The sequence below is a fragment of the Variovorax sp. CCNWLW225 genome (assembly GCF_037204045.1).
In the GTDB taxonomy this organism is placed as follows: domain Bacteria; phylum Pseudomonadota; class Gammaproteobacteria; order Burkholderiales; family Burkholderiaceae_C; genus Variovorax.
Window position 1 is genome coordinate 24,419 of the sequence record NZ_JBBCBV010000026.1, and the last position, 22,533, is coordinate 46,951.

Sequence of the window (22,533 nt, forward strand, 5' to 3'; positions counted from 1 at the left end):
TCTCTACACTCGGTGCTGCCTTCCGGTCCAACTTCCCCACGCTCTCATGGAAATTCTTACCCTGGTGACGTTGTTCGTCATCGGTGCCTACATCCTCAGGTCGCGCGAGCAGCGCCAGCGCATCGCGCTGCTCGGGAGCCATCTGGGCAGATACCAGATCGAAAGGCTCATGGAAACCCTCACCGAGGGTTACCTGCGCTGCCTGGGCGAAGACGACGCCGAACGGCGCCAGCAGATCTGGAGCCTGCTCGATTCCACCGAGGAAAAACTCTCGGGCCAGTTCGACAGCTTTGCCGCAGCCTTCGCACGAGTCGACGCGGCGGATGCACGCGTGAGCAAGCTGCCCTTCGCCATTCCCTTCGCTCACAAGCTGTTCCCGGCCGCCACCTTCGACCTGCGCGAAGCGCTCGTGATCCATGCACGCGGCATTTCGGAGGTGATGCGCAACGAAGCGGGCCGCACGCCGAAGGCGAAGGCCTTCACCATGTCGGCCGAGCTGTTCCTGATGCAGCACACCTGCCATTGGTTCTGCAAGTCGAAAACCGTCGCGTCCGCGCGCATGCTGGCGCGGCACAAGACCTCGTACGAGCAACTGCTGGAAGCAGTGAGCCCGGCCACGCGCCGGGCCTACGGCACGCTCATCGGCCGGTGAGCCTTGCCAAGGCCCTTCAGTGATGCGAAGAGTGGTGCGATGAAGGCAAGAGCGGCAAGGTGAGCGTGGCCACCGCGCCGCCGCGTGCCGCATTGCCGAGCTCGATGCGTCCGCGGTGCAGCGCGGCAATCTCTTTCACGAAAGCCAGGCCCAGGCCCGTGCTTTTCTTCTGGCTGTGCGGCCGCGCCAGCGAATAGAACTTCTGGAAAACCTTTTCCTGCGCGTAGTCCGGAATGCCCGGTCCGCGGTCGCGCACGGTCACGCGCGCGAGCTTCGAGGTGGTCTCCAGCGTGAGCAGCACCTCGCTGCCCTGCGGTGAAAAATCGATGGCGTTGTCCAGCAGGTTGCTGACGGCGCGGCGCAGCAGGAACGGATCGCCCTCGGTACTGGCGTCGGTGCGGATGTTCACGCGCACGCCGATGTTGCGCTTGGCCGCGGCAGGCTGCGCGCTGAGAGCGACGTCCTCGATCAGCGCGGGCAGCGCCACCGGCTCGGTGCGGTCGAGGCCGCGCCGCGTTTCGAGCGCGGTGAGCTCCATCATGCGGTCGACGATTTCCTGGATGCGCTGCGTTTCACGTTCGATGTTCTTCAGGAATCGCTCACGCTCCACATGCGGCATCGACGGCTCCTGCAGCAGCTCGGCCGCGCCGCGAATCGCCGAAAGCGGACTCTTCACTTCGTGCGTGAAGGTCTGCACATAGTCGGCCACGTAGTTGCGGCCCGTGAGCGCATCGCGCATTTCGCTGAAGCCGGTGCGCACCGCATCGACCGCGCGCCGGGCCATGCGCGAAAGGCTCAGCTTCTTCTGGGCGCGCACCCAGGTCCAGTAGTCCGAAATCAACCCGAACGGCCGCACCAGCCAGACCGAGACGATCACCGCCAGCAGCAGCAGCGCCAAGCCAGAACCCACACCCACCCACAGCGTGCGGGCGCGTGCATCTTCCACGAACTGGCCGAAGCTCTGCACCGGCTTGCCGACGCTGACCATGCCGACGATCTCGTTGTTCCAGCGGATCGGCGCGCCCACGTACATCACCGAGGTGCGCGGGTCGCCGTCGACGTCGCGCGAAGTGCGCGCGCCGTACAGCCCCGCGAGCGTGCGGTTCACATCGCTCCACTGCGAGTAGTCGGCACCCAGGTGCCTGCCGAGCGAATCGAACATCACCCGGCCGCTGCGGTCGGTCACGTACACGCGCAGCTCGACGCGATTCTTGTGCAGGTTGTAGATCTGGGCCGAGAACTCGCGCGCATACACCGTGCGGAACAGCGGCTCGAGCCGCGCGGTGTTGATGGCACCGGCAATCACGTCCTGCTCGACCAGGCTGGCAATGAGCTGCGAGGTCTCGACCAGCGATTCCTCGGCCGATTCGCGGTAGCGCGGGTCGATGTCGGACACCACGCGGTAGAGCAGGAACGCGATGCCCGCCGTGTAGATCAGCAGGATGCCGATGAAGATTCGCGTGCGCCGGCTCACGGCGTCCGGGGCAATTCTTCGTTCAACGCGTAGCCGGTGCCGCGCAGCGTGCGGATCGGCTCCACATCGGGCGCCACGGCCTTGAGCTTGGCGCGCAGCGTTTTCACATGCGCGTCGACCGTGCGGTCGAAGCTGTCGCTCGCATCGTCCCAGACCAGTTGCAGCAACTCATCGCGCGTGAAAACACGGCCCGGCCGCTGCACCAGGAGCCGCAGCAGGCCGTATTCGTAGCGCGAGAGCTCGAGCAGCCGTCCGTAGTAGCGGATCTGCATGCGCTCGTTGTCCAGCGCAAACGGCGTTGCGGGTGGCTGGGAGCTCGCAGGAGCCGCCGCGCCCGGAATTTGAGGGGGACCCCCGTTGTTTGCTGCCGCGGGGCCTCCAGGGGCCGCTCGCGCGCTGCGCCGGAGGATGGTGCGCACCCGCGCCACCAGTTCACGCGGCGAAAACGGCTTGGCAATGTAGTCGTCGGCACCGAGCTCCAGCCCGACCACACGGTCGATTTCGTCGCTTCTTGCGGTGAGAAACAGCATCGGCACCTCGGCGCCGCCCTGCGACTGGTTCAGCGCGCGCAGGCGCTTGAAGAGCTCGAATCCGTTGAGGTCGGGCAGGCCGACATCCAGGATGGCCAGCGCCGGCGGCTCCTGTGCGAACTGCGCGATGGCTTCCTCGGCCGTTGCGCACCAGACTGGCGTGAAGCCATCGCTCTTCAGGACGTATTGCAGCGTGTCGGCAATGCCCGATTCGTCTTCGGCGATCAGGATCCGGGGTTTGAAACTCATCCCCGGATGTTAGCGAGGGGGCGCCGCCCGGCGAGGCTGGTTTTGTGGCCTGGCGCCAAGGACACGGCGTGGCCTTTCGGGGTCTTTTTTTCTGGCGCGGCGTTGGCTCTGTATCTTCTTCTTATCTCTCTTATTCAAATTAGTAGTAGTAGATAAGGGTCGCACCTGTCTGTGGACATGCCGCTTTTTTCCTTGTGTGACAGTCACTTGTCATACCTCTGTCACTGTGCGCAGCCGCGCTTCCGTGCTGTCGCGCCAAAAGGAACAACATTGGCCGGCGCGTCCGCCCTGTGGATAACCGCCTGCTTGTGCCAGAACTCTCCCCAGAGTTGTCCTTTGACAGGGTTCCGGAATTCTGCGAAAGGCGGTTTCCGGCGCAAGAAATTCATTGCCGCTTATTTAGGCAGACTGTAGATTTGCCTTGTAAATCAAACACTTAGCTTTCTCCTACAAAGAAGTGCGAGTGTTATCCACAGAGTTGCCCAAGCTTTGTGGGGAGAACCGCAGCGGAACCTTCGCGCGCGGCGCCGAACGAACTTTGTCCTTCAACCAGCGGAATTTCCAACGTGACACCTACCGAAACCAAGGCCATCGTGACCCTCAGCCTCCTGGCTGCCTTTGTCGACGGCGAAAAGCACGAGCGCGAACGCGCGGAGATCAAGCGCATTGCCGAAGGCCTTTCGCAGGCGGATGGCGTGAACCTGCCCACGCTCTACCAGGACGTGCTGATGAAGCGCGTCTCGCTGGCTTCGGTGGCCGGCGAGCTGCAAAGCACCGAATCGAAGCAGCTGGCCTATGAAATGGCGGTGTGCGTGTGCGATGCGGACGGCACGCAATCGGAAGCGGAGCGCATGTTCCTGGCCGACGTGCGCACCTCGCTGGGTCTCGATGCTTCGGCCGCCCAGTTCTCGCGCCAGGCAGAAGAAATTGCCGCGGTTCCGGTGGCGGCCACCAGTGCCGCAGCGGCAGCAGCGCCCGTGCCCACGGCAGGAGCCGTCGCTGCGCAATTGCCCGACAGCGCCGAGCTCGACAAATCGATTCTCAACGCGGCCATCCTCAACGGCGCGCTCGAACTGCTGCCGGAAACGCTCTCGACCATGGCGATCATTCCGCTGCAGATGAAACTGGTCTACCGCATCGGCAAGGCTCATGGCTACGAGCTCGACAGCGGCCACGTCAAGGATTTCTTGGCGACGGTCGGCGTGGGCCTGACTTCGCAGTACCTGGAGCAGGCGGGGCGCAAGCTGCTCGGCGGCCTGCTCGGCAAGATGGGCGGCGGCATGCTGCGCGGCCTCGGCAACCAGGCGGTGAGTTCGGGCATGAGCTTCGCATCGACCTATGCGCTGGGGCACGTGGCCAAACGCTACTACGCCGGCGGCCGCACGCTCTCCACGCAAATGCTGAAGGACGCCTTCGCGGGCGTGATGCAGGAAGGCAAGGGCCTGCAGACCCAATACCTGCCCGCCATCCAGGAAAAAGCCCGCACGCTCGACGCCGGCAAGGTGCTGTCGCTCGTCAGAGGAGCCTGAGTATTTTCCAGGAACACCGTGGAACCGGCTTTGCCGGGCCACTGGTGTTGCCCCCGGCGAGGGGGGTGGCGCAGCGATACGAAGTGCGCGAAGCCTGGGGGAGAGCCTATTTAGCCAAGTCGTCCAGGATGGGGCAGTCGGGGCGCGCGTCGCCATGGCAGCAATGCACCAGGTGCGCGAGCGTGCTGCGCATCGATTGCATGTCGGCAATGCGCTGCTCCAGTTCGTCCAGGTGCTTTTGCGCCACGCGCTTCACGCTCGAGCTGGTACGCCGGCGGTTGTGCCACAGCCCGACGAGCTCGGCAATTTCTTCCATCGAAAAACCAAGGTCGCGCGAGCGCTTGATGAAGCGCAGCGTGTGGATGTCGGCATCGCCGTACTGCCGGTAGCCGCTTTCGGTGCGCGGCACGGCGGGCAGGAGGCCCAGGCCTTCGTAGTGCCGAACCATGCGCGCGGAAACACCTGAAAGCCTTGCAGCCTCGCCGATGGAGACGGTTCCGAAGCTGTTGCTCATTGCACCTTGTACCCGGCGTTCTCGATCGCGGCGACGATGTCCTGCCGCGGCTGCGTGCTCAGCACGTCGACGTGGCCGGTTTCAAGATCCACCGTCACCTGCGCCTTGGGGTCGATGGTTTGCACCGCGTTCTGCACCGCGCTCACGCAATGGCCGCAGCTCATGCCCGAGACCTGGAATTTCTGGCTCATCTTTGTTGCTCCTGTTTGGAAGTTGAATCAAGGAAGCCGCCAGTTTGAACCCTCTCACGATGTCAATGTCCAGCGCAGGGGCACTGTGCTTTCGGCTTGACCTTGCCATGATGTGAGACTTTACCTTCGGTGCATGGACAATCTGCAGCACTACCCCTTGAACCCCATGAGCACCCTGGATCTTTCTGTCGGCGGCATGACCTGCGCATCGTGCGTGATGCGCGTGGAGCGCGCGCTCAAGAGCGTGCCCGGCGTGCAGGACGTGAGCGTGAACCTGGCCACCGAATCAGCCCGCGTGGTGGCGGCCGATGGCGAAGACATGGATGCGCGCCTGCGCCGCGCCGTGCGCGCCGCGGGCTATGAGCCACGCGCGGCCGGCAATGCGGCCGAAGAAGCCGCGGCGGTGTCGCCCTGGCACGGCTTCGGCCCTGTGGGCATCGGCCTCTTGCTCTCGATACCGTTGCTGGCGCCCATGCTGGGGCAACCCTTCGGCCAGGACTGGATGCTTCCGCCCTGGGTGCAGTTGCTGCTGGCGGCGCCGGTGCAGTTCTGGCTTGGCGCTCGGTTCTACCGTGCAGGCTGGCATGCCGCAAAGGCCGGTACCGGCAATATGGATCTGCTGGTGGCGCTGGGCACCAGTGCGGCCTTCGGTTTGTCGCTGTGGCTCTGGTGGCGCGCGGCCACGGGCGAGCACGCGGGGCATGGTGCCGCTGTGCCTCACCTCTACTTCGAGGCGTCGGCCGTGGTGATCACGCTGGTGCTGCTCGGAAAATGGCTGGAAGCGCGCGCCAAGCGGCAGGCCACATCCGCCATTCGCGCGCTGCAGCAACTGCGGCCCGAAATTGCGCACCTCGTCGGCCAGCGTGGTGAAACCGATGTGCCGCTGGCCGAAGTGATGGTGGGCGACCGGCTTGCAGTGCGGCCGGGTGAACGCGTGCCGGCCGATGCGCGCGTGATCGAAGGGCGCTCCGAAGTCGATGAATCGATGCTCACCGGCGAGCCGCTGCCGGTGGCCAAGGGTCCCGGCGATGCGCTGACGGGCGGTGCCGTCAACGGCGACGGCCGCATGGTCGTCGAAGTGAGCGCGGTGGGTGCCGAAAGCGTGCTGGCGCGCATCATCCGCCTGGTCGAAGACGCGCAGGCCGCGAAGGCGCCGATCCAGCGGCTGGTGGACCAGGTCGCGGCGGTGTTCGTGCCCGTGGTGCTGTTGATTGCGCTCGCCACGCTGGTGGGCTGGCTGCTCGCGGGCGCCGGCATCGAGATTGCGATGATCCACGCGGTGGCCGTGCTGGTTATCGCGTGTCCTTGTGCGCTGGGGCTCGCGACGCCTGTCGCGGTAATGGCCGGAACCGGTGTGGCGGCGCGCCGCGGCGTTCTCATCAAGGATGCGCGGGCGCTGGAACTTGCCCACAAGATCGACACCGTGGCCTTCGACAAGACCGGCACGCTGACCCTGGGCCGGCCGGTGCTCACGGCATTGATTCCCGTGGAAGACCTTGGCGACGAAGCCGGACTGCTGGCAACGGCAGCGAGTTTGCAAAGTGGCAGCGAGCATCCGCTCGCGCGTGCCGTGTCGGCGGCTGCGGCGCAGCGCGGCTTGCCGGTACCGACCCTGGGCGCCATGCAGGCAATGCCGGGCCGCGGCGTGCGCGGTGAAGTGAATGGCGAGAGCTGGGCCATCGCAAGTTTGCGCTGGTGCGCCGAACTGAGCGTTGTTCCCGATGCGGCGCAAGTCGAGCGCCTGCACACGCAGGGTGCCACCGTATCGGCGCTGCTGCGCTTCGATGCGGCGGGCGCTGCGCAGGTACAGGCCTTGCTGGCCTTTGCCGACGAGCCGAAGCCAGAGGCCGCGCAAGCCGCTCGCACATTGCGTGCGCGGGGCCTGCGCGTGGTGATGATCTCGGGCGACAACGAGCGTGCGGCGCAAGCCATGGCGGCGCGGCTGGGCATTGCCGCCGCGGATGTGCGTGCCGACGTTCTGCCGGCCGACAAGGCGGCGCAGGTCAGTGCACTGCGCAACGACGGCCATGTGGTCGCGATGGTCGGCGATGGCGCCAACGACGCACCCGCATTGGCCGCAGCCGATGTGGGCATTGCAATGGCGCCTTCGGGCGGCGGTACCGACGTGGCCATGGAAGCCGCGGGCATCACGCTGATGCGCGGCGACCTGGCGCTGGTAGCGCAGGCACTCGACCTTTCGGCACGCACGGTGGCAAAGATCAGGCAGAACCTTTTCTGGGCCTTTGCCTACAACGTGGCTGGCATTCCGCTCGCGGCCTTCGGGCTGCTGAGCCCCGTGGTGGCGGGTGCAGCCATGGCGCTGTCGAGCGTCAGCGTGATGGCCAACGCGCTGCTGCTGCGGCGCTGGAAGCCTTGAGGCTCCGACGCTTGCTGCTGGTGCTTCAGTCGATCAGCAGCGCGAGCAGCTGGTCGTCGATGTAGTCGGCTTCGCCGGCACGCTTGTAGAACTTGCGCAGCGTGCCTTCGCATTCGAAGCCCAGCTTTTTGTAGAAGCGCAGCCCCGGCACGTTGTCGCTTTCTACATAAAGCTCGATGCGCTTCACGCCGTCGGCCTTGAGATGCGCAATGGCATCGCTCACCATCGCGTGGGCAATGCCCTTGCCGTGCAGCGCCGGATCGACCGCCAGCGTGCCGAAGCAGGCCACGTGCCGCACGCGGCCGGCGTAGCGCGTCGCACGATAGAAGCCCGCCACGCGGCCGCCGTCTTCATAGATGTAGAAGCAGCGGCTGTCGACCAGCTCTTTGTAGATGGCGCGAAATTCTTCCAGCGGCATCGGGTCGTAGCCGAGAAAGGGCACGACCCGCTCATGCATGTAGATGGTGAAGACCGCTTCGAGATCGTGAGGTGTTGCGAGCCTGCGCATGGTGACGGGGTTGCCTGCGGATGCGGATGAGGCCGCCAGCATACCGAGTCCGGGCCCGTTTTCGCATGTTGCGTTGAAACGGCTGGCGCTTCAGCGCTGCGCGCCGCGGGAAGCAATCAGTACCGCGTTGGTGCCGCCAAATGCGAACGAATTGGAAAGCACATGGCGCAGGCCCCCGGCTTCGCGCGCCTCGCCTCGCACCAGGTCGAGGTCGAAGGCCGCATCGGGCACGCGCAGGTTGGCGGTGGGCGGAAGCATGCCGCGCGCCAATGTGCGCAATGCGGCCACGAGCTCGATGGCACCGCCTCCGCCGAGCACATGGCCGTGGATGGCCTTGGTGGCGCTCACCGGCGTGGCATTGCCGAACACCTCGCGGATGGAAGCGGCTTCCGCGGCGTCGCCGGCGCGGGTGGCGGTGCCGTGCGCATTGATGTGGCCGACCTGCGAAGCCTCGATGCCGGCATCGAGCAATGCCGCCCGCATGGCGCGCACCTGGCCGGCGGCGTTGGGGTTGGTGATGTGCGCGGCGTCGCAATTGGTCGCATAGCCGGTCAGCGTGAGCGCCGTGCTGTCGGCAATGCCGCGTGCCGATGCGTGCGTTTCCGATTCGAGCACCAGCGCGGCGGCTCCCTCGCCCAGCGCAAAGCCCGCGCGGTCGCCCGAGAAAGGCTTGCAGGCGCTTTCGGGCGCACCGGGCGGCAAGGGCGCGGTCACGCGCATTGCGTGCCAGCTGGCCATCACGCCCGGCGTGAGCATCGCATCGTGTCCGCCGGCAATGGCCACGTCGATCCAGCCGCCGCGGATGGCGCGCATCGCTTCACCAATGGCCACCGCCGAAGAAGCGCAGGCGCAGGCGTATGCAATGGCGGCGCCTTGCGCGCCAAACTGCAATGCGAGCTCCGCCACCGCCGCATTGGGCATGACGGTGAGCACCGTCGTGGGCCGCATGCGGCGCTGCTCGGCGTAGAGCGCCTGCGTGGTGTCGTCGAAGGTGTCTGCGCCGGCCAGGCCGCTGCCCCAGAAGATGCCGAGGCGCGTGGGATCGACGCTGCCGGCGTCGAGCCCGGCCTCTGCAGCGGCGTCGTGCGCGGCCGCGAGCGCCATTGCAGTGCCGCGGTCGAGCGGCAGGCGCGAGTTGCTTCGCACGTCGGCCGCGTCGAACTCGCAGGCGGCCACGGCAAGTTCCATCGGATCGAGGCCTTCGATGCAAAGCGTTTGTGCGCGCACCGCCGAGCGTGCATTGAAGAGCGCATCGTCGAAGGCGTCGACCGTGCGCCCGAGCGGTGTGACAAAGCCCAGACCCGTGACGAACACCGGCGCACCGGCCAACGAGATCGAATGGCCCTTGCCGTTGCTCACGCGAGCACGGCCGCCGGCGACTCGGCGTCGCACCTGATCTGCTCTTCGATCGCCTCGCACAGGCTCTGGAGCGTGATGCCCGCTTCTCGCGGATCGAGCCGGTCTTCGGGAAGGCGCAGATGGAAAGCGTCTTCCACCGCGAAGACGAACTCCATCAGCCCGAGCGAGTCGAGGCCGAGCTCGGACAAGGCCGTGCCGGGCGCAATGGCCGTTCGCTCGACTTCGAACTTGCTCACAAGGATGGCCGTGATGTTGTTGAAGATCAGTGAAGACAGGGAAGAGGACATGAAACGTTTCTTTCAGGCGAAAAAGTTGCTGTGGGTGGACGAGGCGGCGGAAGCAACCGACATGCCCGGGGTGCCCGACGCGCCATGTGCCATGGCATCGGCAAAGGCCACTGTTTCGCGCGCCACCTGGTGGCGGTCGTTGTCGATCGAGATCATGTGATAGCTGTCGGGCAGCACCACGCTGCGAAATGCCTTGCAGCGCAGGCCTCGAGCGAGGATGTCGAGGTTGGCCACGCTGGCCACTTCGTCCTGCCGCGCATGCAGCGCGAGCACGCTGGCGCACTGCACGCGGCGAAGGTTGCGCTTCACATGGCGGATCAGCCGGTCGTGCTCGCGCAAGTGGCCGACGCCGATCAGCGCGCTGCCGGCACTCGATACCTTGCGCTGGCGAAGTTCGCGCTCGATCCAGGCGCGCACGCGCTCGTTCTTCACGCCATAGGGCGGCCGCTCCCGGTACTGCCAGAGCCGGCCGAGCGGGGTGTACAACGCCAGCGGCAGCAGCACGTGCGTGCGCGGAATGGCCCAGCCGTCGAAGCGCAGCGTAGTCGACATCAGCACCAGCGCGTCGACATCGCTGCCGCAGCGGATGGCCGCGCCGAGCGCAAGCGACGAACCGGCCGAGATGCCGACCAGCAGCACACGGTCATGCTGCGCGCGCAGCATCCTGACCTGCGCTTCGATGGCGTCGAGCCAGCGCTCGTAGGGTGCGGCGTACTGCACCGGCGCGGCGGCATCGAAGGAGTAGCCGTCGACGCGCATCGGATGCACCGGATACCCGCTGCCGCGCAGGGCCGATTGCACGGTCAGGAGCTCGTCAGGTGTGCTGCATAAACCATGCAGCAGCACGATGGCCGTGCGGCGCGCCGCGGGTTGCTGTCGTATGCTCATGGCGCGTTTATCGCCGCTGGGCACTGACGGGCCGCTGACCCTCCTTCGCGCAAGAATAGGCTTCTCAACCCACTACACACACCATGCGAATCCTGCTTGTCGAAGACGATGCCGTACTGCGCGACGTGATGCTGCGCAGCCTTGCGGATGCCGGCCATCGGGTCGACGTGTCGGCCAATGTCGAGGACGCCGACCACCTCTGGCGCGTGCAGCCCTTCGATGCGGTGCTGCTCGACCTGAACCTGCCGGCCACGGCAAGCCCCACGAGCGGCCTGGCGAGCGGCTTGACCGCCCTGCGCCAGGCCCGCGCGCGAGGCGACCGCACGCCGGTGCTGGTGCTCACGGCGCGGGGCCGCACCGAAGAGCGCATTGCGGGCCTCGATGCCGGTGCCGACGACTACCTGGGCAAGCCCTTCGATCTCGCGGAAGTCGAGGCTCGCCTGCGCGCGCTCGTGCGCCGCGCCAAGGGCACCGAGGACATCGTGCTGCTCGGGCATCTCAAGCTCGACCGCAAGGCGCGCCGCTTTTCGACCGCGAACGGGCCGCTCGACCTGCCGGCGCGCGAGTTCGAAGTGCTGTGGGAGCTGATGAGCCCGCCGGGCCGTACGGTGAGCAAGCGGGCGCTGTCCGACAAGCTCTCGAGCTTCGACGAATCGCTGGGCGACAACGCGCTGGAGGCCTTCATCTCGCGGCTGCGCAAGAAGCTGGTCGGCTCGGGCGCGGGCATTCGCACGCTGCGCGGCATCGGCTACCTGCTCGAAGCCGAAGTGTGAGCCGCACCGCACCCGCCGCGCCGCGCCGGCAGAAGGCCGCGCCTTCGCTTACGCGCCGCGTGCTGCGCAACGTGCTGGTGCCGTTGGCGCTCACCTGGATGCTGGGCGCGGTGATTGCGCTGGTCATCGCCAACTACTTTGCCGAGCAGGCCTTCGACCGCAGCATGCTGGACGACGCCTATGCACTCTCTGCCAACGTGCAGGCGGGCGAGCGGGGCATCGAGCTGCTGCTGTCGCCGCGCGAAGTGGCCACGGTGCTGTTCGACCAGGTGGACCAGGTGTACTTCGCGGTGCAGCGGATGGACGGTACATTGATCTCGGGCCAGGCGGGCTTGAACGCGCCGCTGCCGCCGGAGGGCGCGCGCTATCGCTTCTCGGACGTGAACCATGGCGGCAAGGTGCTGCGCGCCGTGGTGCTCGATCACGACGCCGATCCCGGCCTGCTGATGCCGTATCGCGTGATCATTGCGCAGACCACGCTCAGCCGCGCGGCGCTGGTCCGGCAGCTGCTCGGTTTTGCGCTCACGCCGCAGGCGCTGCTGCTGGTGCTGCTTGCGGTATGGCTCTGGCGTGGCATCCGGCGCGACCTGCGTCCGCTCGGCGAACTCCAGCAGGCGCTTGACCGCCGTGATGTGTACGACCTTTCACCGGTGGCGGTGGTCGAAACCTCGCGCGAAGTGCAGCGCCTGGGCAATGCGGTCAACGCGCTGTTCGAGCGGTTGAACCACAGCGTGCGCGCGCAGCGCGAGTTCGTGGGCAATGTGGCGCACGAGTTGCGCACGCCCCTCGCCGGCATTCGCGCTCTGGCCGAATACGGTCTTGCGCAGCACGACTCCAAAGTGTGGCGCGAGCAGCTTGCGCGCGTGGCTGAACGGCAGGCCCGTGCGAGCCATCTCATCGACCAGCTGCTGGCGCTGGCCCTGGCCGACGAGGCGCGCACCGGCCTTGCGCGCGAACCGGTGCGGCTCGACATGCTCGCCGAGCAAACCGTGTTGCGGCACCTGGCCCGCGCCGATACGCGCGGCGTCGACCTGGGTGCGCGCGGCCTCGACGAACGCGTGACGGTGCTCGCGAACGAAGCGCTGGTCGAAGGCATTCTCGACAACCTGATCGACAACGCGCTGCGCTACGGCGGGCGCACCATCACCGTCGAACTGGCGGGCCGCACCCTGAGCGTGATCGACGACGGCCCCGGCATTCCGCTCGAGGCGCAGCGCGACCTGATGCAGCGCTGGGCGCAAGGCCCGGCGGGCCAGAAGCTGGGGCAGGGCTCGGGGCTGGGCCTGTCGATCGTTGCGCGCTATGCGGAGCTGCTCGGCGCCGAACTGCGGCTCGATGCGGCCGAGCCCTCGGGGTTGCGGGTGAGCGTGACCTTCGCGGAGATTCATCACCGTCCGCTGCAGGCCGACTACGAGGGCACTGCGCCAGGGGGTGTGCCCGGCTCGGCCTCGTAGAGCTCCAGCGGCAGGCCGTCGGGGTCCGCAAAGAACGTGAAGCGGCGGCCCGTGTATTCATCGATGCGCAGCGGCTCCACTGCAACGCCTTGCGCGGCCAGTGCTTCGGCCGCGGCCTGCACGTCGGGCACTTCGAAAGCCAGGTGTCGCAGGCCTTGCGCTTCGGGCCGGGTGGGGCGCGGCGGTGCGTCCGGAAAAGAGAACAGCTCGATCTGCGAACCGTCGGGCAGCGCGAGATCGAGCTTGTACGAATTGCGCGCCGCGCGGTAGTTTTCGGCGACCACGCGCAGGCCCAGCACTTCGGTATAGAAGCGCTTGGACACCTCGTAGTCGCCGCAGATGACGGCGACGTGATGCAGTCTTCCGAGTTGCATGGCGCTCAAGCCTCGAACTCCACTTCGCCTTCGATCTCCACCGGAATATTGAATGGCAGCTCGGCCATGCCCACGGCGCTGCGCGCATGCGCACCGATGTCGGGCCCGAAGAGTTCGAGCACGAGGTCCGAGAAGCCGTTGATGACGGCGGGCTGCTTGTCGAAGCCCGGTGCCGAGGCCACCATGCCGAACACGCGCGTCCACGCGGTGATGCGGTCCAGGTCGCCGAGTGCGCGCTGCAGGCTGCCCAGCATCGCCAGGGCAGTCAGCCGTGCCGATGCGTAGCCTTGTTCCACGGTCAGCTCGCGGCCCAGCTTGCCGAGCGGCGCGGCAATGGTGCCGTCGGGGTTGAGCGGGCCGTGGCCGGAGATGATCGCGCGGCGGCCGACGATGCGCACGAAGCTGAAGGGCAGCACCACGCCGGGCGGCGGCGAGACCGGCGGCGGCAGCACGAGGCCGAGGGTTGCGAGTCGCTGTTCGATGCGGGCCATGGCGTTTCTCTCCTGCGGCAGATCAATGTGCCGCCGCATCTTGCCATGGCCTTGCGCCGCCTTGCGAACTCAGGCCAGCGTCGGATAGTCCGTGTAGCCCTTGGCGCCGCCGCCGTACATCGTGGCCTTGTCCACTTCATTGAGCGGTGCGTTCTCGCGCAGGCGGCGCACCAGGTCGGGGTTGGCGATGAAGGGCTTGCCGAAGGCCACGAGGTCGTCGCCTTCCTTGACGGCTTCATCGGCCAGCGGCTTGTCGTAGCCGTTGTTGACCATCCATGCGCCCTTGCCGCCGGCCTGGCGATAGGCGGCCTTGAGTGCCTCGTAGTCGAACGGGCGGTCTTCGATTTCGCGCGGGCCGCCGGTGGCGCCTTCGATGACGTGGATGTAGGCCAGGCGCAACGGCGCCAGCTGCTTCACCACGTAGGTGAAGAGCGGCTGCGGATCGGAATCGTGCACGTCGTTGGCGGGCGTGACGGGCGACAGGCGAATGCCGGTCTTGCCGCCGCCGACCGCATCGACCACGGCGCGCGTGGCTTCGAGCAGCAGGCGGGCGCGGTTCTCGATGCTGCCGCCGTAGTCGTCGGTGCGCTTGTTGCTGCCGTCTTTCAGGAACTGGTCGAGCAGGTAGCCGTTGGCGCCATGCAGTTCCACGCCGTCGAAGCCGGCGGTTTCCACCGCGTTGCGCGCGGCGGCGGCGTAGGCGTGGACGATGCCGGGCAACTCTTCGGCGTCGAGCGCGCGCGGCTCGGAGGTTTCGACGAAGGTCGGCACGCCGTCCTTGATGAGCACGGTCTTGGTCTTGGCGGTGATGGCCGAGGGTGCGACGGGCTTGCCGCCGTCAGGTTGGAGTTCGGTGTGCGACACGCGGCCCACATGCCAGAGCTGCACCACGATCTTGCCGCCCTTGGCGTGCACCGCGTCCGTCACGCGCTTCCATCCGTCGAGCTGTTCGGTGCCGTAGAGGCCCGGCACGTCGGCATAGCCCTGGCCCTGGTGGCTGATGGCGGTGGCCTCGGTGATGAGCAGGCCGGCCGAGGCGCGCTGCGCGTAGTAGGTGGCGGCCATCTCGGTCGGAATGGCATTCGGCGAGCGGTTGCGCGTGAGCGGTGCCATCACGATGCGGTTGGCGAGTTGCAGGTCGCCGGCTTTTACGGGGTCGAAGAGAGAGGGCATTGCGTGAACCGGAGATGGCCGGAAAGAGTGGGACAGAGGCCGCGAGGCTAAGCCCGCGCGGCCAACCCTGCTGCGGCACGGTTGCCCGTTTGCTGCTAGGCGCTCAGTCCGACGCAATCTGCCGGGGTTCTGCCTCCAGCAGCCAGAGCCATTCGGCGCCCACGCGCATCGGCATGGCGAGCAGGATCTGTCCCATGCCCTTGCCGAGCGCATCGTTGCGCAGCGACGCCATGCCGCCGCCGCCCAGTGCCTGTTCGCAGACGAAGTTGAAGGCGCCGATGCCTGGCACTTCGTAGCGCGTGACAGGTCCCTTGACCAGGTGCGCGAGCCATTCGGCCACGCGCGCTTCGGTCAGTTGCTCGCGCAGCAGCGGCAACAGGGCAGGGTGGCGCGCGATGACGCCGATGTTCGAGGTGTCGCCCTTGTCGCCGCTGCGCGCCCAGGCGAGGCGGATGAGCGGGACTTCGACGGTGTCCGCATCGAAGGATGCAGGTTGCGGCTTGGCAATGCCTGCCAGCGGCATTGGCGAGAACGCCTCTTCGCCGGCAGCCGGCCCCGCATCGCGCGGTACTTCGATGCACTGTCCGTCGATCTCCACGCGCGCGTCCACCTTCGACTTGTCGAGCAGGAACGCGTACTGGCGAATGGACGGCGACACCGGCGAGCGCCCACCGCCGGCCCCGGTGGTGCCCGGCGCCCACGAAGTGCCGGCCGGAGCCACCTCACGCGCGAAGAGCTCCAGCCCTTCCTTGCGCGAGTGCGTGACCGCGATCCGGAGCACAGCCTCGCGTGTTTGCGTCGCGCGTGCGTGCGGGCCGTAGCAAGACTCCGCGCCAAGCACTTCGAGTTGCGTGCCGCTGTAGGGACCGAAGCCATGCTGCGCAAACAGCGTGCTCGTGCGCGCGAGGATCGCCTCTCCCGTGCGTTGCGCCTTGGCCACCGCATCGAAGCCGACGATGGTGAGCTGCGATGCGGCCTTGAATCCATCGACATAGGTGGCGCACACCTTGTAGCTTGCAGTGGGCGGGCGGCCGCGCGCGCCGTGCACGCGCACGCGGTGTTCGCCCGCCTGTTCGATGCGCACCTGCGTGAAGTCCGCCACCACGTCGGGCAGCAGGTAGGCCGAGGGGTCGCCGATCTCGTAGAGCATCTGCTCGCCGACCACCGCCGGCGTCACCTTGCCGCCCGTGCCCGCTGGCTTGGTGACGACAAAGCGGCCGTCGGCATGGCACTCGACGATCGGGTAGCCGATGTTCGGCCAGTCGGGCACGGTGTCCCAGTCCGTGTGCAGGCCGCCTGTGGCCTGGCAGCCGCATTCGATGATGTGGCCGGCGAGGCTGCCGGCCGCGAGCAGGTCGTGGTCGCCGGGCTGCCAGCCGAACTCGTGCATCAGCACGCCGAGCGTCACGGCCGAGTCGACGCACCGGCCGGTGATGACCACCTGCGCGCCCGCGTCCAGAGCCGCCTGGATGGGCCGCGCGCCGAGATAGGCATTGGCCGTGAGCACGCGCTCGGGCAGCGGTGCGCCGCTTTGCAGTTCGCGCACTGGGGGTTGTTGCTGCCGAAGCTGCGGCAGCAGCGGCGAGACGTCGTCGCCGCTCACCACGGCGATCTTCAATGCAATGCCTTGCTCGGCGGCGAGCGCGGCCAACGCATCGGCGCAGCCCTGCGGATTGACGCCGCCCGCGTTGCTCACCACGCGGATGCCTTGCTGCACGACGTCCTTCAGCACCGCCTTCATCGCAACCGAGACGAGGTCGGTGGCGTAGCCGAGCTCCGGCTTCTTGAGCCGCGCACCCGCGAGGATCGACATGGTGAGCTCGGCCAGATAGTCGAACACCAGGTAGTCGATCTGCCCGCTGGCCACGAGCTGCGGCGCACCCACGCTGCTGTCGCCCCAGAAGCCCGATGCACCGCCGATGCGCACGACGCGGTTCATCGGCCGCTCCACTGCGGCTTGCGCTTCTCGCGAAAGGCGAGCTGGCCCTCCGCCGCGTCTTCCGTCAGAGCGAAGAGGCCGATCTGGCTTTCGGTGAACGCCATCGATTCCTCGAAGGCCATGGCCTCGATCTTCTTCATGGTGTACAGGCCGCGCCGTATGGCCGCGGGCGACTTGTCGAGCATGCGACCGAGCAGCCAGTCGACCGTTGCATCGAGGTCGTCGCTCACGTGGTTGACGAGCCGGTACTCCAGCGCCTGTGCGGCGCTGATCGGTTCGCCGGTGATGCACATCTCGGCCAGCACGCGCCGCGGCAGCAGGTTGCCGAGCACGCTGAGCACCTGCGCGGGAAAGAGGCCCACCTTGACCTCGGGCAGGCCGAACACGGCCTGGCTGCTGGCCACGGCCATGTCGCACATGCCCATGATCCCCATGCCACCTGCCATGCACGCGCCGTTGACGCGCGCGATCAGCGGCACGGTCGATTGGCGCGCCTGGCGAAAGAGGTTTGCAAAGCCCTGATGGGGCTCCGCATAGTCGAACTTGAAGGAGGTGCCGCTCTGCAGATCGGCGCCTGCACAGAAGGCACGCGTGCCGCTGCCGGTGATGACCACGGCGCGCACCGCGCGGTCCTGGTTGGCGCGCGCAAGCGCATTCGACATTGCGGAGAGCACGCCCGCGCTGATGGCGTTGCGGCGCTCCTCGCGGTCGATGGTGAGCCACATCACGGGGCCGCGCATCTCCTCGCGCACCTCCTCGCGCAGTTTTGGGGCTGAAGGGGCTTCGGCCATTGTTCGGGTCCTTCGCTGCAAGGTCTGGAATTCGACCCCTAGCGTGGCCCGAAAAAAAAGCCGCAACATGCGGCTTGTGGCTGAAGCGGCCCGGGTTTTCCCTAGAGGGCCGAACCGCTTGCAGGCGCGTTCTGGGCGCTTCTTCTTACTTCAGCAGGCCTTCGGCCTTCATCGCCTCCTGAACGGCGGGGCGGGCAGCAACGCGCGCGTGCCATCCCTGCACATTGGCGAAGTCCGAAATGTTCACGCCGGTGGGCTTGGCCCAGTTGGTCACGGTGAACAGGTAGCCGTCGGCCACGCTGAAGTGGTCGCCCATCAGGTACTGCTTGTCCGCGAGCTGGCCGTCGAGCCACTGGTAGCGCGACTTGAGCTTGTCCTTGAAGATGGTCTTGGCTTCTTCGGGCATGGCCGAGTTGAACAGCGGGCTGTAGCCCTTGTGCATTTCGGTGCCGATGAAGGTCAGCCACTCTTGCAGGCGATAGCGCTGCAGCGTGCCGGCGGCTGGCGCGAGGTTCTTGGTGGGCGCGAGATCGGCAATGTACTGGACGATGGCCGGGCCTTCGCGCAGGCGCGTGCCGTCGTCGAGCTCGAGCAGCGGCACATAGCCCAGCGGGTTGATGCCGTAGTAGTCGGTGCCGTCCTGAAGCTTGTGGCTCTTGGTGCTGGCCAGCACAGGTTCGAAGGCGAGGCCGGCTTCGTGCAGCGCGATGTGGGGCGAGAGCGAGCAGGCGCCGGGCGAGTAATACAGCTTCATGCGAGGAATCTCCGAAGGATGTGGATAGCGAAAAAATCTCTGGACCGCCTGCATGCTAGCGGGTTTCACGATGCGCGTTTTGTCCTACGGCTGCTCGCGCGCGCCGACTATCGGTGCGGCGGCGGGCCCTTTCTAAGCTCGCCGCAACGGTGGGGTGGCCCACCACAAGGAGTTTCAGATGTTGAAGTACGCGATCATCTTTGCGGTCATCTCGCTGGTGGCCGGCGTCCTGGGCTTCGGCGGCGTTGCGGCCGGCGCGGCCGGTATTGCCAAGCTGCTGTTTGGCCTGTTCCTGGTGCTGGCGGTGATCTTCGTGGTTCTCGCCGCGTTGGGAATCGGGGCAGTCAAAAAGGCAATCGATTGATGCACGGCCTTGTTCCGCGGTGGCCGCGCACGCGTCCGCTCGGCGTACTGCTGCAGAGCCCGGCCCACCGCGTGATGCGGGTGCTGCTGGTGACGCAAACGCACTGGCAGCTTCCTGAGCACCGCTCGCGCCGCCGGCGCGCCTGAACCCCGATCGACAACAACAAACCACCGAAGGCGCGCATGCACATCTCCCACATCGAGGCGGAACTCGGCTACGAAGTCAGCGCGCCCGCGCACATGCAGCTCAACATCGAGGCTGCGCAGGCGGGCTCGCAAGCCGTGATCAGCGAAGCGCTGACCATCGAGCCGCCGACGGAGGTGCAGGTGTATTGCGACGAGTCGAGCGGCAACCGGTTCGTGCGCTTCGATGCACGGCCCGGCCCGCTGAAGATCCGCTACAAGGCGACCGTGCAGCGCAGGCAGGTCGACGTGCCGCTCGATCTGCAGGAGGTGCCGGTCAACGAGGTGCCGAACGAAATACTCCACTACATGATGCCGTCGCGCTACTGCGAGTCGGACCTGATGTCGCGTTGCGCGCAGCAGCTCTTTGGCGATCTCGCGCCGGGCATCGGCCGGGTGCAGGCCATCGTCGACTGGATTCACGACAGCATCACCTACGAGCCGGGCAGCAGCGACTCGACGACGACCGCGCGCGAAGTGTTCGTGGAACGCGCCGGCGTTTGCCGCGACTTTGCGCACCTGGGCATTACCTTCTGCCGCGCGCTGAACATTCCGGCGCGGCTGGTGGTGGGCTACGTGTGGTTCGACGAACCGCCGCAGGATTTCCATGCCGTCTTCGAAGCCTGGCTTGGCGGACGATGGGTGCTGTTCGACCCGACTCGCATGGCGCCGGTCGACCGGCTGGTGCGGGTGGGCACGGGGCGCGACGCCAAGGACGTGGCCTTTTGCACGATATTCGGCGCGGTGGCCATGACGGGCAAGACGCTGGTGATTCGCGAACTGCAGGACGAGAGCGTGGCGCCGCCAGCCGAGCCCGAGCCCACGGGCGCGCTGGTGGGCATCGAAAAGCCGGTGCCTGTCGTGGAACTGGCTGCCGCGGCCGATTAGGCCTGATGCAGCCTTGTTGTGGTGCTATCAAATAGATAGCATTCAAATGGTTACTGGAACGATATCCGGGCGTTTTTAGGGCAATTAACCACGTTGCCCCCATTCCGGGCGCAAAGCAGCACCCCCGATTAAAATTGGTGCCCCCTTTGCGCAGCGCACGCGTCAGTGCGCCCCTCTCTCATGCTGTATCCCGAAGAATTCGATGTCATCGTCGTTGGCGGTGGCCATGCCGGCACCGAAGCCGCGCTTGCTGCTGCCCGCATGGGCGCGAAGACGCTGCTGCTCTCCCACAACATCGAGACACTGGGGCAGATGAGCTGCAATCCGTCGATCGGCGGCATCGGCAAGGGCCACCTGGTGAAAGAGGTCGATGCGCTGGGTGGCGCGATGGCCATCGCAACCGACGAGGCGGGTATCCAGTTTCGCATTCTCAATTCGAGCAAGGGCCCGGCCGTTCGCGCGACCCGCGCGCAGGCCGACCGTGTCTTGTACAAGGCCGCGATTCGCCGCCGCCTGGAGAACCAGCCGAACCTGAGCCTGTTCCAGCAAGCGGTAGACGACCTGATGGTGGAGGGCGACCGGGTGGTGGGCGCGGTCACGCAGGTGGGCATTGCCTTTCGCGCACGCACCGTGGTGCTCACCGCCGGGACTTTTCTCGACGGCCGCATTCACGTCGGCCTCGACAACTACCAGGCCGGGCGCGCGGGCGACCCCCCGGCCATCAGCCTGTCGGCGCGGCTCAAGGAACTGAAGCTGCCCCAGGGCCGCCTCAAGACCGGCACGCCGCCGCGGCTTGACGGCCGCACCATCGACTTTTCGAAGTGCACCGAACAACCGGGCGACGGCATGCCGGGCGGGGCAGGGCCCATGCCGGTGTTCAGCTTCATGGGCCGGGTCGACATGCACCCGCAGCAAATGGCCTGCTGGATCACGCACACCAACGAGCGTACGCACGACATCATTCGCTCCGGCTTCGACCGCAGCCCGATGTTCACGGGCAAGATCGACGGCGTCGGCCCGCGCTACTGCCCTAGCGTGGAAGACAAGATCAACCGCTTTGCCGACAAGGAAAGCCACCAGATCTTTCTCGAGCCCGAAGGCCTGACGACCAACGAGTACTACCCGAACGGGATTTCGACCAGCTTGCCGTTCGACATTCAGTACCAGCTCGTTCGCTCGATGCCCGGCCTGGAGAACGCCCATATCCTGCGACCGGGCTATGCCATCGAGTACGACTACTTCGATCCGCGCGAACTCAAGAGCAGCTTCGAGACCCGGGCCATCAAGGGCCTCTTCTTTGCCGGCCAGATCAACGGGACCACCGGCTACGAAGAGGCCGCGGCCCAAGGTTTGTTTGCCGGCATCAACGCTGCGCTTCAATGCCGGGGTGAGGACGCTTGGCTGCCGCGCCGCGATGAAGCCTACCTGGGCGTGCTGGTTGACGACCTGATTACCAAGGGTGTGACCGAGCCGTACCGCATGTTCACCAGCCGCGCGGAGTTCCGGCTGCAGCTGCGCGAAGACAACGCCGACATGCGCCTGACCGAAGCAGGGCGCAAGCTCGGCTTGGTGGGCGATGAGCAATGGGATGCTTTCAGCCGGAAGCGCGATGCTGTTTCACGTGAAACACAACGGCTCAAATCGATTTGGGTGAACCCGCGCAACCTGCCAGCGGCGGAGTCGGAGCGGGTGCTGGGCAAGGCCATCGAGCACGAATACAACTTGGCCGATCTGCTGCGCCGGCCCGATGTGAGCTATCAAACCCTGATGTCACTGGACGGTGGAAAGTACAGCGCAGCCTCGGCGCTCAGCGAAACCGAGATTGAGCAGATCGAGATCTCGGCCAAGTATTCCGGCTACATCGAGCGGCAGCACGACGAAGTAGAACGCGCCGCGCACTTCGAGAACCTGCGGCTGCCGGCGGATTTCGACTACAGCCAAGTCAAGGCGCTGAGCTTCGAGGTTCGCCAGAAGCTCGACAAGCACCGGCCCGAAACGCTGGGCTTGGCTTCGCGCATCTCGGGCGTGACGCCTGCCGCAATTTCCCTGTTGATGATCCATCTGCGAAAAGGCGGCCACAAGGCGTTCAATCGTGACGCCGCCACGGAAGCGACCGCAGAATCGCAACCCGCCCAATGAGCGCGCCCATCGAAACGCTGCGCCAAGGCGCGGCAGCCCTGGGCACCGCTTTGTCCGATAAGCAGGCGGAGCAGTTGCTGGCGTACGGCGCGCTCATGCTCAAGTGGAACAAGGTCTACAACCTGACGGCCTTGCGCGACCCGGCCAGTGTGTTGACGCACCATCTGCTCGACAGCTTGGCGGCGGTAGCCCCGCTGCAGCGGGAGTGGGCAGGGAAGGGGAAGCTTCTCGATGTCGGATCGGGCGGCGGGTTGCCGGGCGTGGTGATCGCCATCATGCGGCCCGATCTCGATGTGAGCTGCCTTGACGCCGTCGCCAAGAAGGCGGCCTTCGTTCAACAGGTGGCTGCCGAACTTGAATTGCCCAATCTGCGCGGCCTTCACGCGCGGGTCGAATCGCTCACCGGCAGCTACGAAATCATCAGTTCCCGCGCCTTCGCTTCGCTCCCGGATTTCTTCAACGGATCGAAACACCTGCTCGCGCCCGGCGGCGTCTGGCTGGCCATGAAAGGCAAGGTACCGAGCGATGAACTTGCCGTGCTGCCCCAAGGCGTCGCAGTGTTTCACGTGGAACAACTGACCGTCCCGGGCTTGGACGCCGAGCGCTGCATCGTCTGGGCACGCAAAGAAACCGCCTGAACCGGCAAAAAAGAA

24 protein-coding genes are annotated in these 22,533 nt (G+C 66.4%); 10 read left to right on the forward strand and 14 right to left on the reverse strand.

The window, feature by feature from the left end:
- Positions 1 to 46: 46 nt before the first annotated feature.
- Positions 47 to 652 carry a hypothetical protein gene (locus V9L20_RS25345; protein WP_258503157.1) on the forward strand — a complete coding sequence of 202 codons (606 nt, stop codon included), beginning with the start codon at positions 47 to 49 and terminating at the stop codon, positions 650 to 652.
- 16 nt (positions 653 to 668) lie between these two features.
- Here the strand turns inward: V9L20_RS25345 and creC are convergent, their stop codons facing one another.
- A complete protein-coding gene (gene creC / locus V9L20_RS25350; protein ID WP_337298660.1) occupies positions 669 to 2,126 on the reverse strand; it encodes a two-component system sensor histidine kinase CreC in 1,458 nt (485 codons plus the stop codon).
- On the reverse strand, positions 2,123 to 2,905 hold the full coding sequence (creB, locus tag V9L20_RS25355) for a two-component system response regulator CreB (RefSeq protein WP_258503159.1): 783 nt from the start codon (positions 2,903 to 2,905) through the stop codon (positions 2,123 to 2,125). Before creB ends, creC begins: the two co-directional genes overlap by 4 nt.
- A gap of 566 nt (positions 2,906 to 3,471) precedes the next feature.
- Between creB and V9L20_RS25360 the strand changes: the two genes are divergently transcribed.
- Positions 3,472 to 4,434, forward strand: coding sequence for a YcjF family protein (locus V9L20_RS25360; RefSeq protein ID WP_258503160.1), 963 nt, complete (start codon positions 3,472 to 3,474; stop codon positions 4,432 to 4,434).
- 106 nt (positions 4,435 to 4,540) lie between these two features.
- On the opposite strand, the gene cueR is transcribed toward V9L20_RS25360, so the two are convergent.
- Positions 4,541 to 4,948, reverse strand: a complete 408-nt coding sequence (cueR, locus tag V9L20_RS25365) for a Cu(I)-responsive transcriptional regulator (RefSeq protein ID WP_126746570.1) — start codon at positions 4,946 to 4,948, stop codon at positions 4,541 to 4,543.
- The gene (locus V9L20_RS25370) at positions 4,945 to 5,139 is read right to left on the reverse strand and encodes a heavy-metal-associated domain-containing protein (RefSeq protein ID WP_126746571.1); all 195 of its coding nucleotides are present in this window, start codon (positions 5,137 to 5,139) and stop codon (positions 4,945 to 4,947) included. The genes cueR and V9L20_RS25370 overlap by 4 nt, the downstream gene beginning before the upstream one ends.
- A 133-nt stretch (positions 5,140 to 5,272) precedes the next feature.
- On the opposite strand from V9L20_RS25370, the gene V9L20_RS25375 reads away from it, so the two are divergent.
- Positions 5,273 to 7,516: a heavy metal translocating P-type ATPase gene (locus V9L20_RS25375; RefSeq protein WP_337298661.1), complete on the forward strand. Its 2,244-nt coding sequence runs from the start codon at positions 5,273 to 5,275 to the stop codon at positions 7,514 to 7,516.
- Positions 7,517 to 7,541: 25 nt separating this feature from the next.
- Here the strand turns inward: V9L20_RS25375 and V9L20_RS25380 are convergent, their stop codons facing one another.
- From V9L20_RS25380 to V9L20_RS25395, 4 genes are read right to left on the reverse strand one after another with little or no spacing between them, the layout of a single operon-like run.
- Positions 7,542 to 8,066, reverse strand: coding sequence for a GNAT family N-acetyltransferase (locus V9L20_RS25380; RefSeq protein WP_337298662.1), 525 nt, complete (start codon positions 8,064 to 8,066; stop codon positions 7,542 to 7,544).
- 48 nt (positions 8,067 to 8,114) lie between these two features.
- Complete coding sequence (locus tag V9L20_RS25385) at positions 8,115 to 9,353, reverse strand: beta-ketoacyl-[acyl-carrier-protein] synthase family protein (protein WP_337298677.1); 1,239 nt, start codon at positions 9,351 to 9,353, stop codon at positions 8,115 to 8,117.
- 26 nt (positions 9,354 to 9,379) lie between these two features.
- Positions 9,380 to 9,670 carry an acyl carrier protein gene (locus V9L20_RS25390; RefSeq protein WP_258503165.1) on the reverse strand — a complete coding sequence of 97 codons (291 nt, stop codon included), beginning with the start codon at positions 9,668 to 9,670 and terminating at the stop codon, positions 9,380 to 9,382.
- Positions 9,671 to 9,682: 12 nt separating this feature from the next.
- On the reverse strand, positions 9,683 to 10,558 hold the full coding sequence (locus tag V9L20_RS25395) for an alpha/beta hydrolase (protein WP_337298663.1): 876 nt from the start codon (positions 10,556 to 10,558) through the stop codon (positions 9,683 to 9,685).
- Between the two features lie 83 nt (positions 10,559 to 10,641).
- Here V9L20_RS25395 and V9L20_RS25400 point away from each other — a divergent pair, with 83 nt between their 5' ends.
- Both V9L20_RS25400 and V9L20_RS25405 read left to right on the forward strand, forming a co-directional pair.
- Entirely contained in the window at positions 10,642 to 11,331 is a 690-nt protein-coding gene (locus V9L20_RS25400; RefSeq protein ID WP_157611156.1) for a response regulator transcription factor, read from the forward strand.
- A complete protein-coding gene (locus V9L20_RS25405) occupies positions 11,328 to 12,785 on the forward strand; it encodes a sensor histidine kinase (protein ID WP_337298664.1) in 1,458 nt (485 codons plus the stop codon). The genes V9L20_RS25400 and V9L20_RS25405 overlap by 4 nt, the downstream gene beginning before the upstream one ends.
- On the opposite strand, the gene gloA2 is transcribed toward V9L20_RS25405, so the two are convergent.
- The 6 genes from gloA2 to gstA form a co-directional block, all read right to left on the reverse strand.
- The gene (gene gloA2 / locus V9L20_RS25410; protein WP_337298665.1) at positions 12,740 to 13,159 is read right to left on the reverse strand and encodes an SMU1112c/YaeR family gloxylase I-like metalloprotein; all 420 of its coding nucleotides are present in this window, start codon (positions 13,157 to 13,159) and stop codon (positions 12,740 to 12,742) included. The genes V9L20_RS25405 and gloA2 overlap by 46 nt on opposite strands.
- 5 nt (positions 13,160 to 13,164) lie before the next feature.
- Positions 13,165 to 13,650: a RidA family protein gene (locus V9L20_RS25415; protein ID WP_258503169.1), complete on the reverse strand. Its 486-nt coding sequence runs from the start codon at positions 13,648 to 13,650 to the stop codon at positions 13,165 to 13,167.
- A 69-nt stretch (positions 13,651 to 13,719) separates the two neighbouring features.
- Entirely contained in the window at positions 13,720 to 14,823 is a 1,104-nt protein-coding gene (locus V9L20_RS25420; protein ID WP_337298666.1) for an alkene reductase, read from the reverse strand.
- A gap of 103 nt (positions 14,824 to 14,926) precedes the next feature.
- The gene (locus V9L20_RS25425; RefSeq protein ID WP_337298667.1) at positions 14,927 to 16,762 is read right to left on the reverse strand and encodes an acyclic terpene utilization AtuA family protein; all 1,836 of its coding nucleotides are present in this window, start codon (positions 16,760 to 16,762) and stop codon (positions 14,927 to 14,929) included.
- Complete coding sequence (locus V9L20_RS25430) at positions 16,759 to 17,553, reverse strand: enoyl-CoA hydratase-related protein (protein ID WP_337298668.1); 795 nt, start codon at positions 17,551 to 17,553, stop codon at positions 16,759 to 16,761. The genes V9L20_RS25425 and V9L20_RS25430 overlap by 4 nt, the downstream gene beginning before the upstream one ends.
- 145 nt (positions 17,554 to 17,698) lie before the next feature.
- The gene (gene gstA / locus V9L20_RS25435; RefSeq protein ID WP_337298669.1) at positions 17,699 to 18,307 is read right to left on the reverse strand and encodes a glutathione transferase GstA; all 609 of its coding nucleotides are present in this window, start codon (positions 18,305 to 18,307) and stop codon (positions 17,699 to 17,701) included.
- A gap of 178 nt (positions 18,308 to 18,485) precedes the next feature.
- Here gstA and V9L20_RS25440 point away from each other — a divergent pair, with 178 nt between their 5' ends.
- From V9L20_RS25440 to rsmG, 5 genes are all read left to right on the forward strand, one after another.
- On the forward strand, positions 18,486 to 18,671 hold the full coding sequence (locus tag V9L20_RS25440; protein ID WP_126746582.1) for a DUF1328 domain-containing protein: 186 nt from the start codon (positions 18,486 to 18,488) through the stop codon (positions 18,669 to 18,671).
- Complete coding sequence (locus V9L20_RS25445; protein WP_337298670.1) at positions 18,671 to 18,817, forward strand: hypothetical protein; 147 nt, start codon at positions 18,671 to 18,673, stop codon at positions 18,815 to 18,817. The genes V9L20_RS25440 and V9L20_RS25445 overlap by 1 nt, the downstream gene beginning before the upstream one ends.
- A 36-nt stretch (positions 18,818 to 18,853) precedes the next feature.
- Positions 18,854 to 19,741, forward strand: coding sequence for a transglutaminase-like domain-containing protein (locus V9L20_RS25450; RefSeq protein ID WP_337298671.1), 888 nt, complete (start codon positions 18,854 to 18,856; stop codon positions 19,739 to 19,741).
- A 180-nt stretch (positions 19,742 to 19,921) separates the two neighbouring features.
- Entirely contained in the window at positions 19,922 to 21,880 is a 1,959-nt protein-coding gene (gene mnmG / locus V9L20_RS25455) for a tRNA uridine-5-carboxymethylaminomethyl(34) synthesis enzyme MnmG (protein ID WP_337298672.1), read from the forward strand.
- A complete protein-coding gene (gene rsmG, locus V9L20_RS25460) occupies positions 21,877 to 22,518 on the forward strand; it encodes a 16S rRNA (guanine(527)-N(7))-methyltransferase RsmG (RefSeq protein WP_337298673.1) in 642 nt (213 codons plus the stop codon). Before mnmG ends, rsmG begins: the two co-directional genes overlap by 4 nt.
- The last annotated feature ends 15 nt before the right edge of the window (positions 22,519 to 22,533 follow it).

Bases quoted from the DNA above. Each gene is read 5' to 3' on its own strand.
- V9L20_RS25345 (WP_258503157.1), top strand. From the start codon at position 47: ATGGAAATTCTTACCCTGGTGACGTTGTTCGTCATCGGTGCCTACATC.
- creB (WP_258503159.1), bottom strand. From the start codon at position 2,905: ATGAGTTTCAAACCCCGGATCCTGATCGCCGAAGACGAATCGGGCATT.
- cueR (WP_126746570.1), bottom strand. From the start codon at position 4,948: ATGAGCAACAGCTTCGGAACCGTCTCCATCGGCGAGGCTGCAAGGCTT.
- V9L20_RS25370 (WP_126746571.1), bottom strand. From the start codon at position 5,139: ATGAGCCAGAAATTCCAGGTCTCGGGCATGAGCTGCGGCCATTGCGTG.
- V9L20_RS25375 (WP_337298661.1), top strand. From the start codon at position 5,273: ATGGACAATCTGCAGCACTACCCCTTGAACCCCATGAGCACCCTGGAT.
- V9L20_RS25380 (WP_337298662.1), bottom strand. From the start codon at position 8,066: ATGCTGGCGGCCTCATCCGCATCCGCAGGCAACCCCGTCACCATGCGC.
- V9L20_RS25390 (WP_258503165.1), bottom strand. From the start codon at position 9,670: ATGTCCTCTTCCCTGTCTTCACTGATCTTCAACAACATCACGGCCATC.
- V9L20_RS25395 (WP_337298663.1), bottom strand. From the start codon at position 10,558: ATGAGCATACGACAGCAACCCGCGGCGCGCCGCACGGCCATCGTGCTG.
- V9L20_RS25400 (WP_157611156.1), top strand. From the start codon at position 10,642: ATGCGAATCCTGCTTGTCGAAGACGATGCCGTACTGCGCGACGTGATG.
- gloA2 (WP_337298665.1), bottom strand. From the start codon at position 13,159: ATGCAACTCGGAAGACTGCATCACGTCGCCGTCATCTGCGGCGACTAC.
- V9L20_RS25415 (WP_258503169.1), bottom strand. From the start codon at position 13,650: ATGGCCCGCATCGAACAGCGACTCGCAACCCTCGGCCTCGTGCTGCCG.
- V9L20_RS25420 (WP_337298666.1), bottom strand. From the start codon at position 14,823: ATGCCCTCTCTCTTCGACCCCGTAAAAGCCGGCGACCTGCAACTCGCC.
- V9L20_RS25425 (WP_337298667.1), bottom strand. From the start codon at position 16,762: ATGAACCGCGTCGTGCGCATCGGCGGTGCATCGGGCTTCTGGGGCGAC.
- V9L20_RS25430 (WP_337298668.1), bottom strand. From the start codon at position 17,553: ATGGCCGAAGCCCCTTCAGCCCCAAAACTGCGCGAGGAGGTGCGCGAG.
- gstA (WP_337298669.1), bottom strand. From the start codon at position 18,307: ATGAAGCTGTATTACTCGCCCGGCGCCTGCTCGCTCTCGCCCCACATC.
- V9L20_RS25440 (WP_126746582.1), top strand. From the start codon at position 18,486: ATGTTGAAGTACGCGATCATCTTTGCGGTCATCTCGCTGGTGGCCGGC.
- V9L20_RS25445 (WP_337298670.1), top strand. From the start codon at position 18,671: ATGCACGGCCTTGTTCCGCGGTGGCCGCGCACGCGTCCGCTCGGCGTA.
- V9L20_RS25450 (WP_337298671.1), top strand. From the start codon at position 18,854: ATGCACATCTCCCACATCGAGGCGGAACTCGGCTACGAAGTCAGCGCG.
- mnmG (WP_337298672.1), top strand. From the start codon at position 19,922: ATGCTGTATCCCGAAGAATTCGATGTCATCGTCGTTGGCGGTGGCCAT.
- rsmG (WP_337298673.1), top strand. From the start codon at position 21,877: ATGAGCGCGCCCATCGAAACGCTGCGCCAAGGCGCGGCAGCCCTGGGC.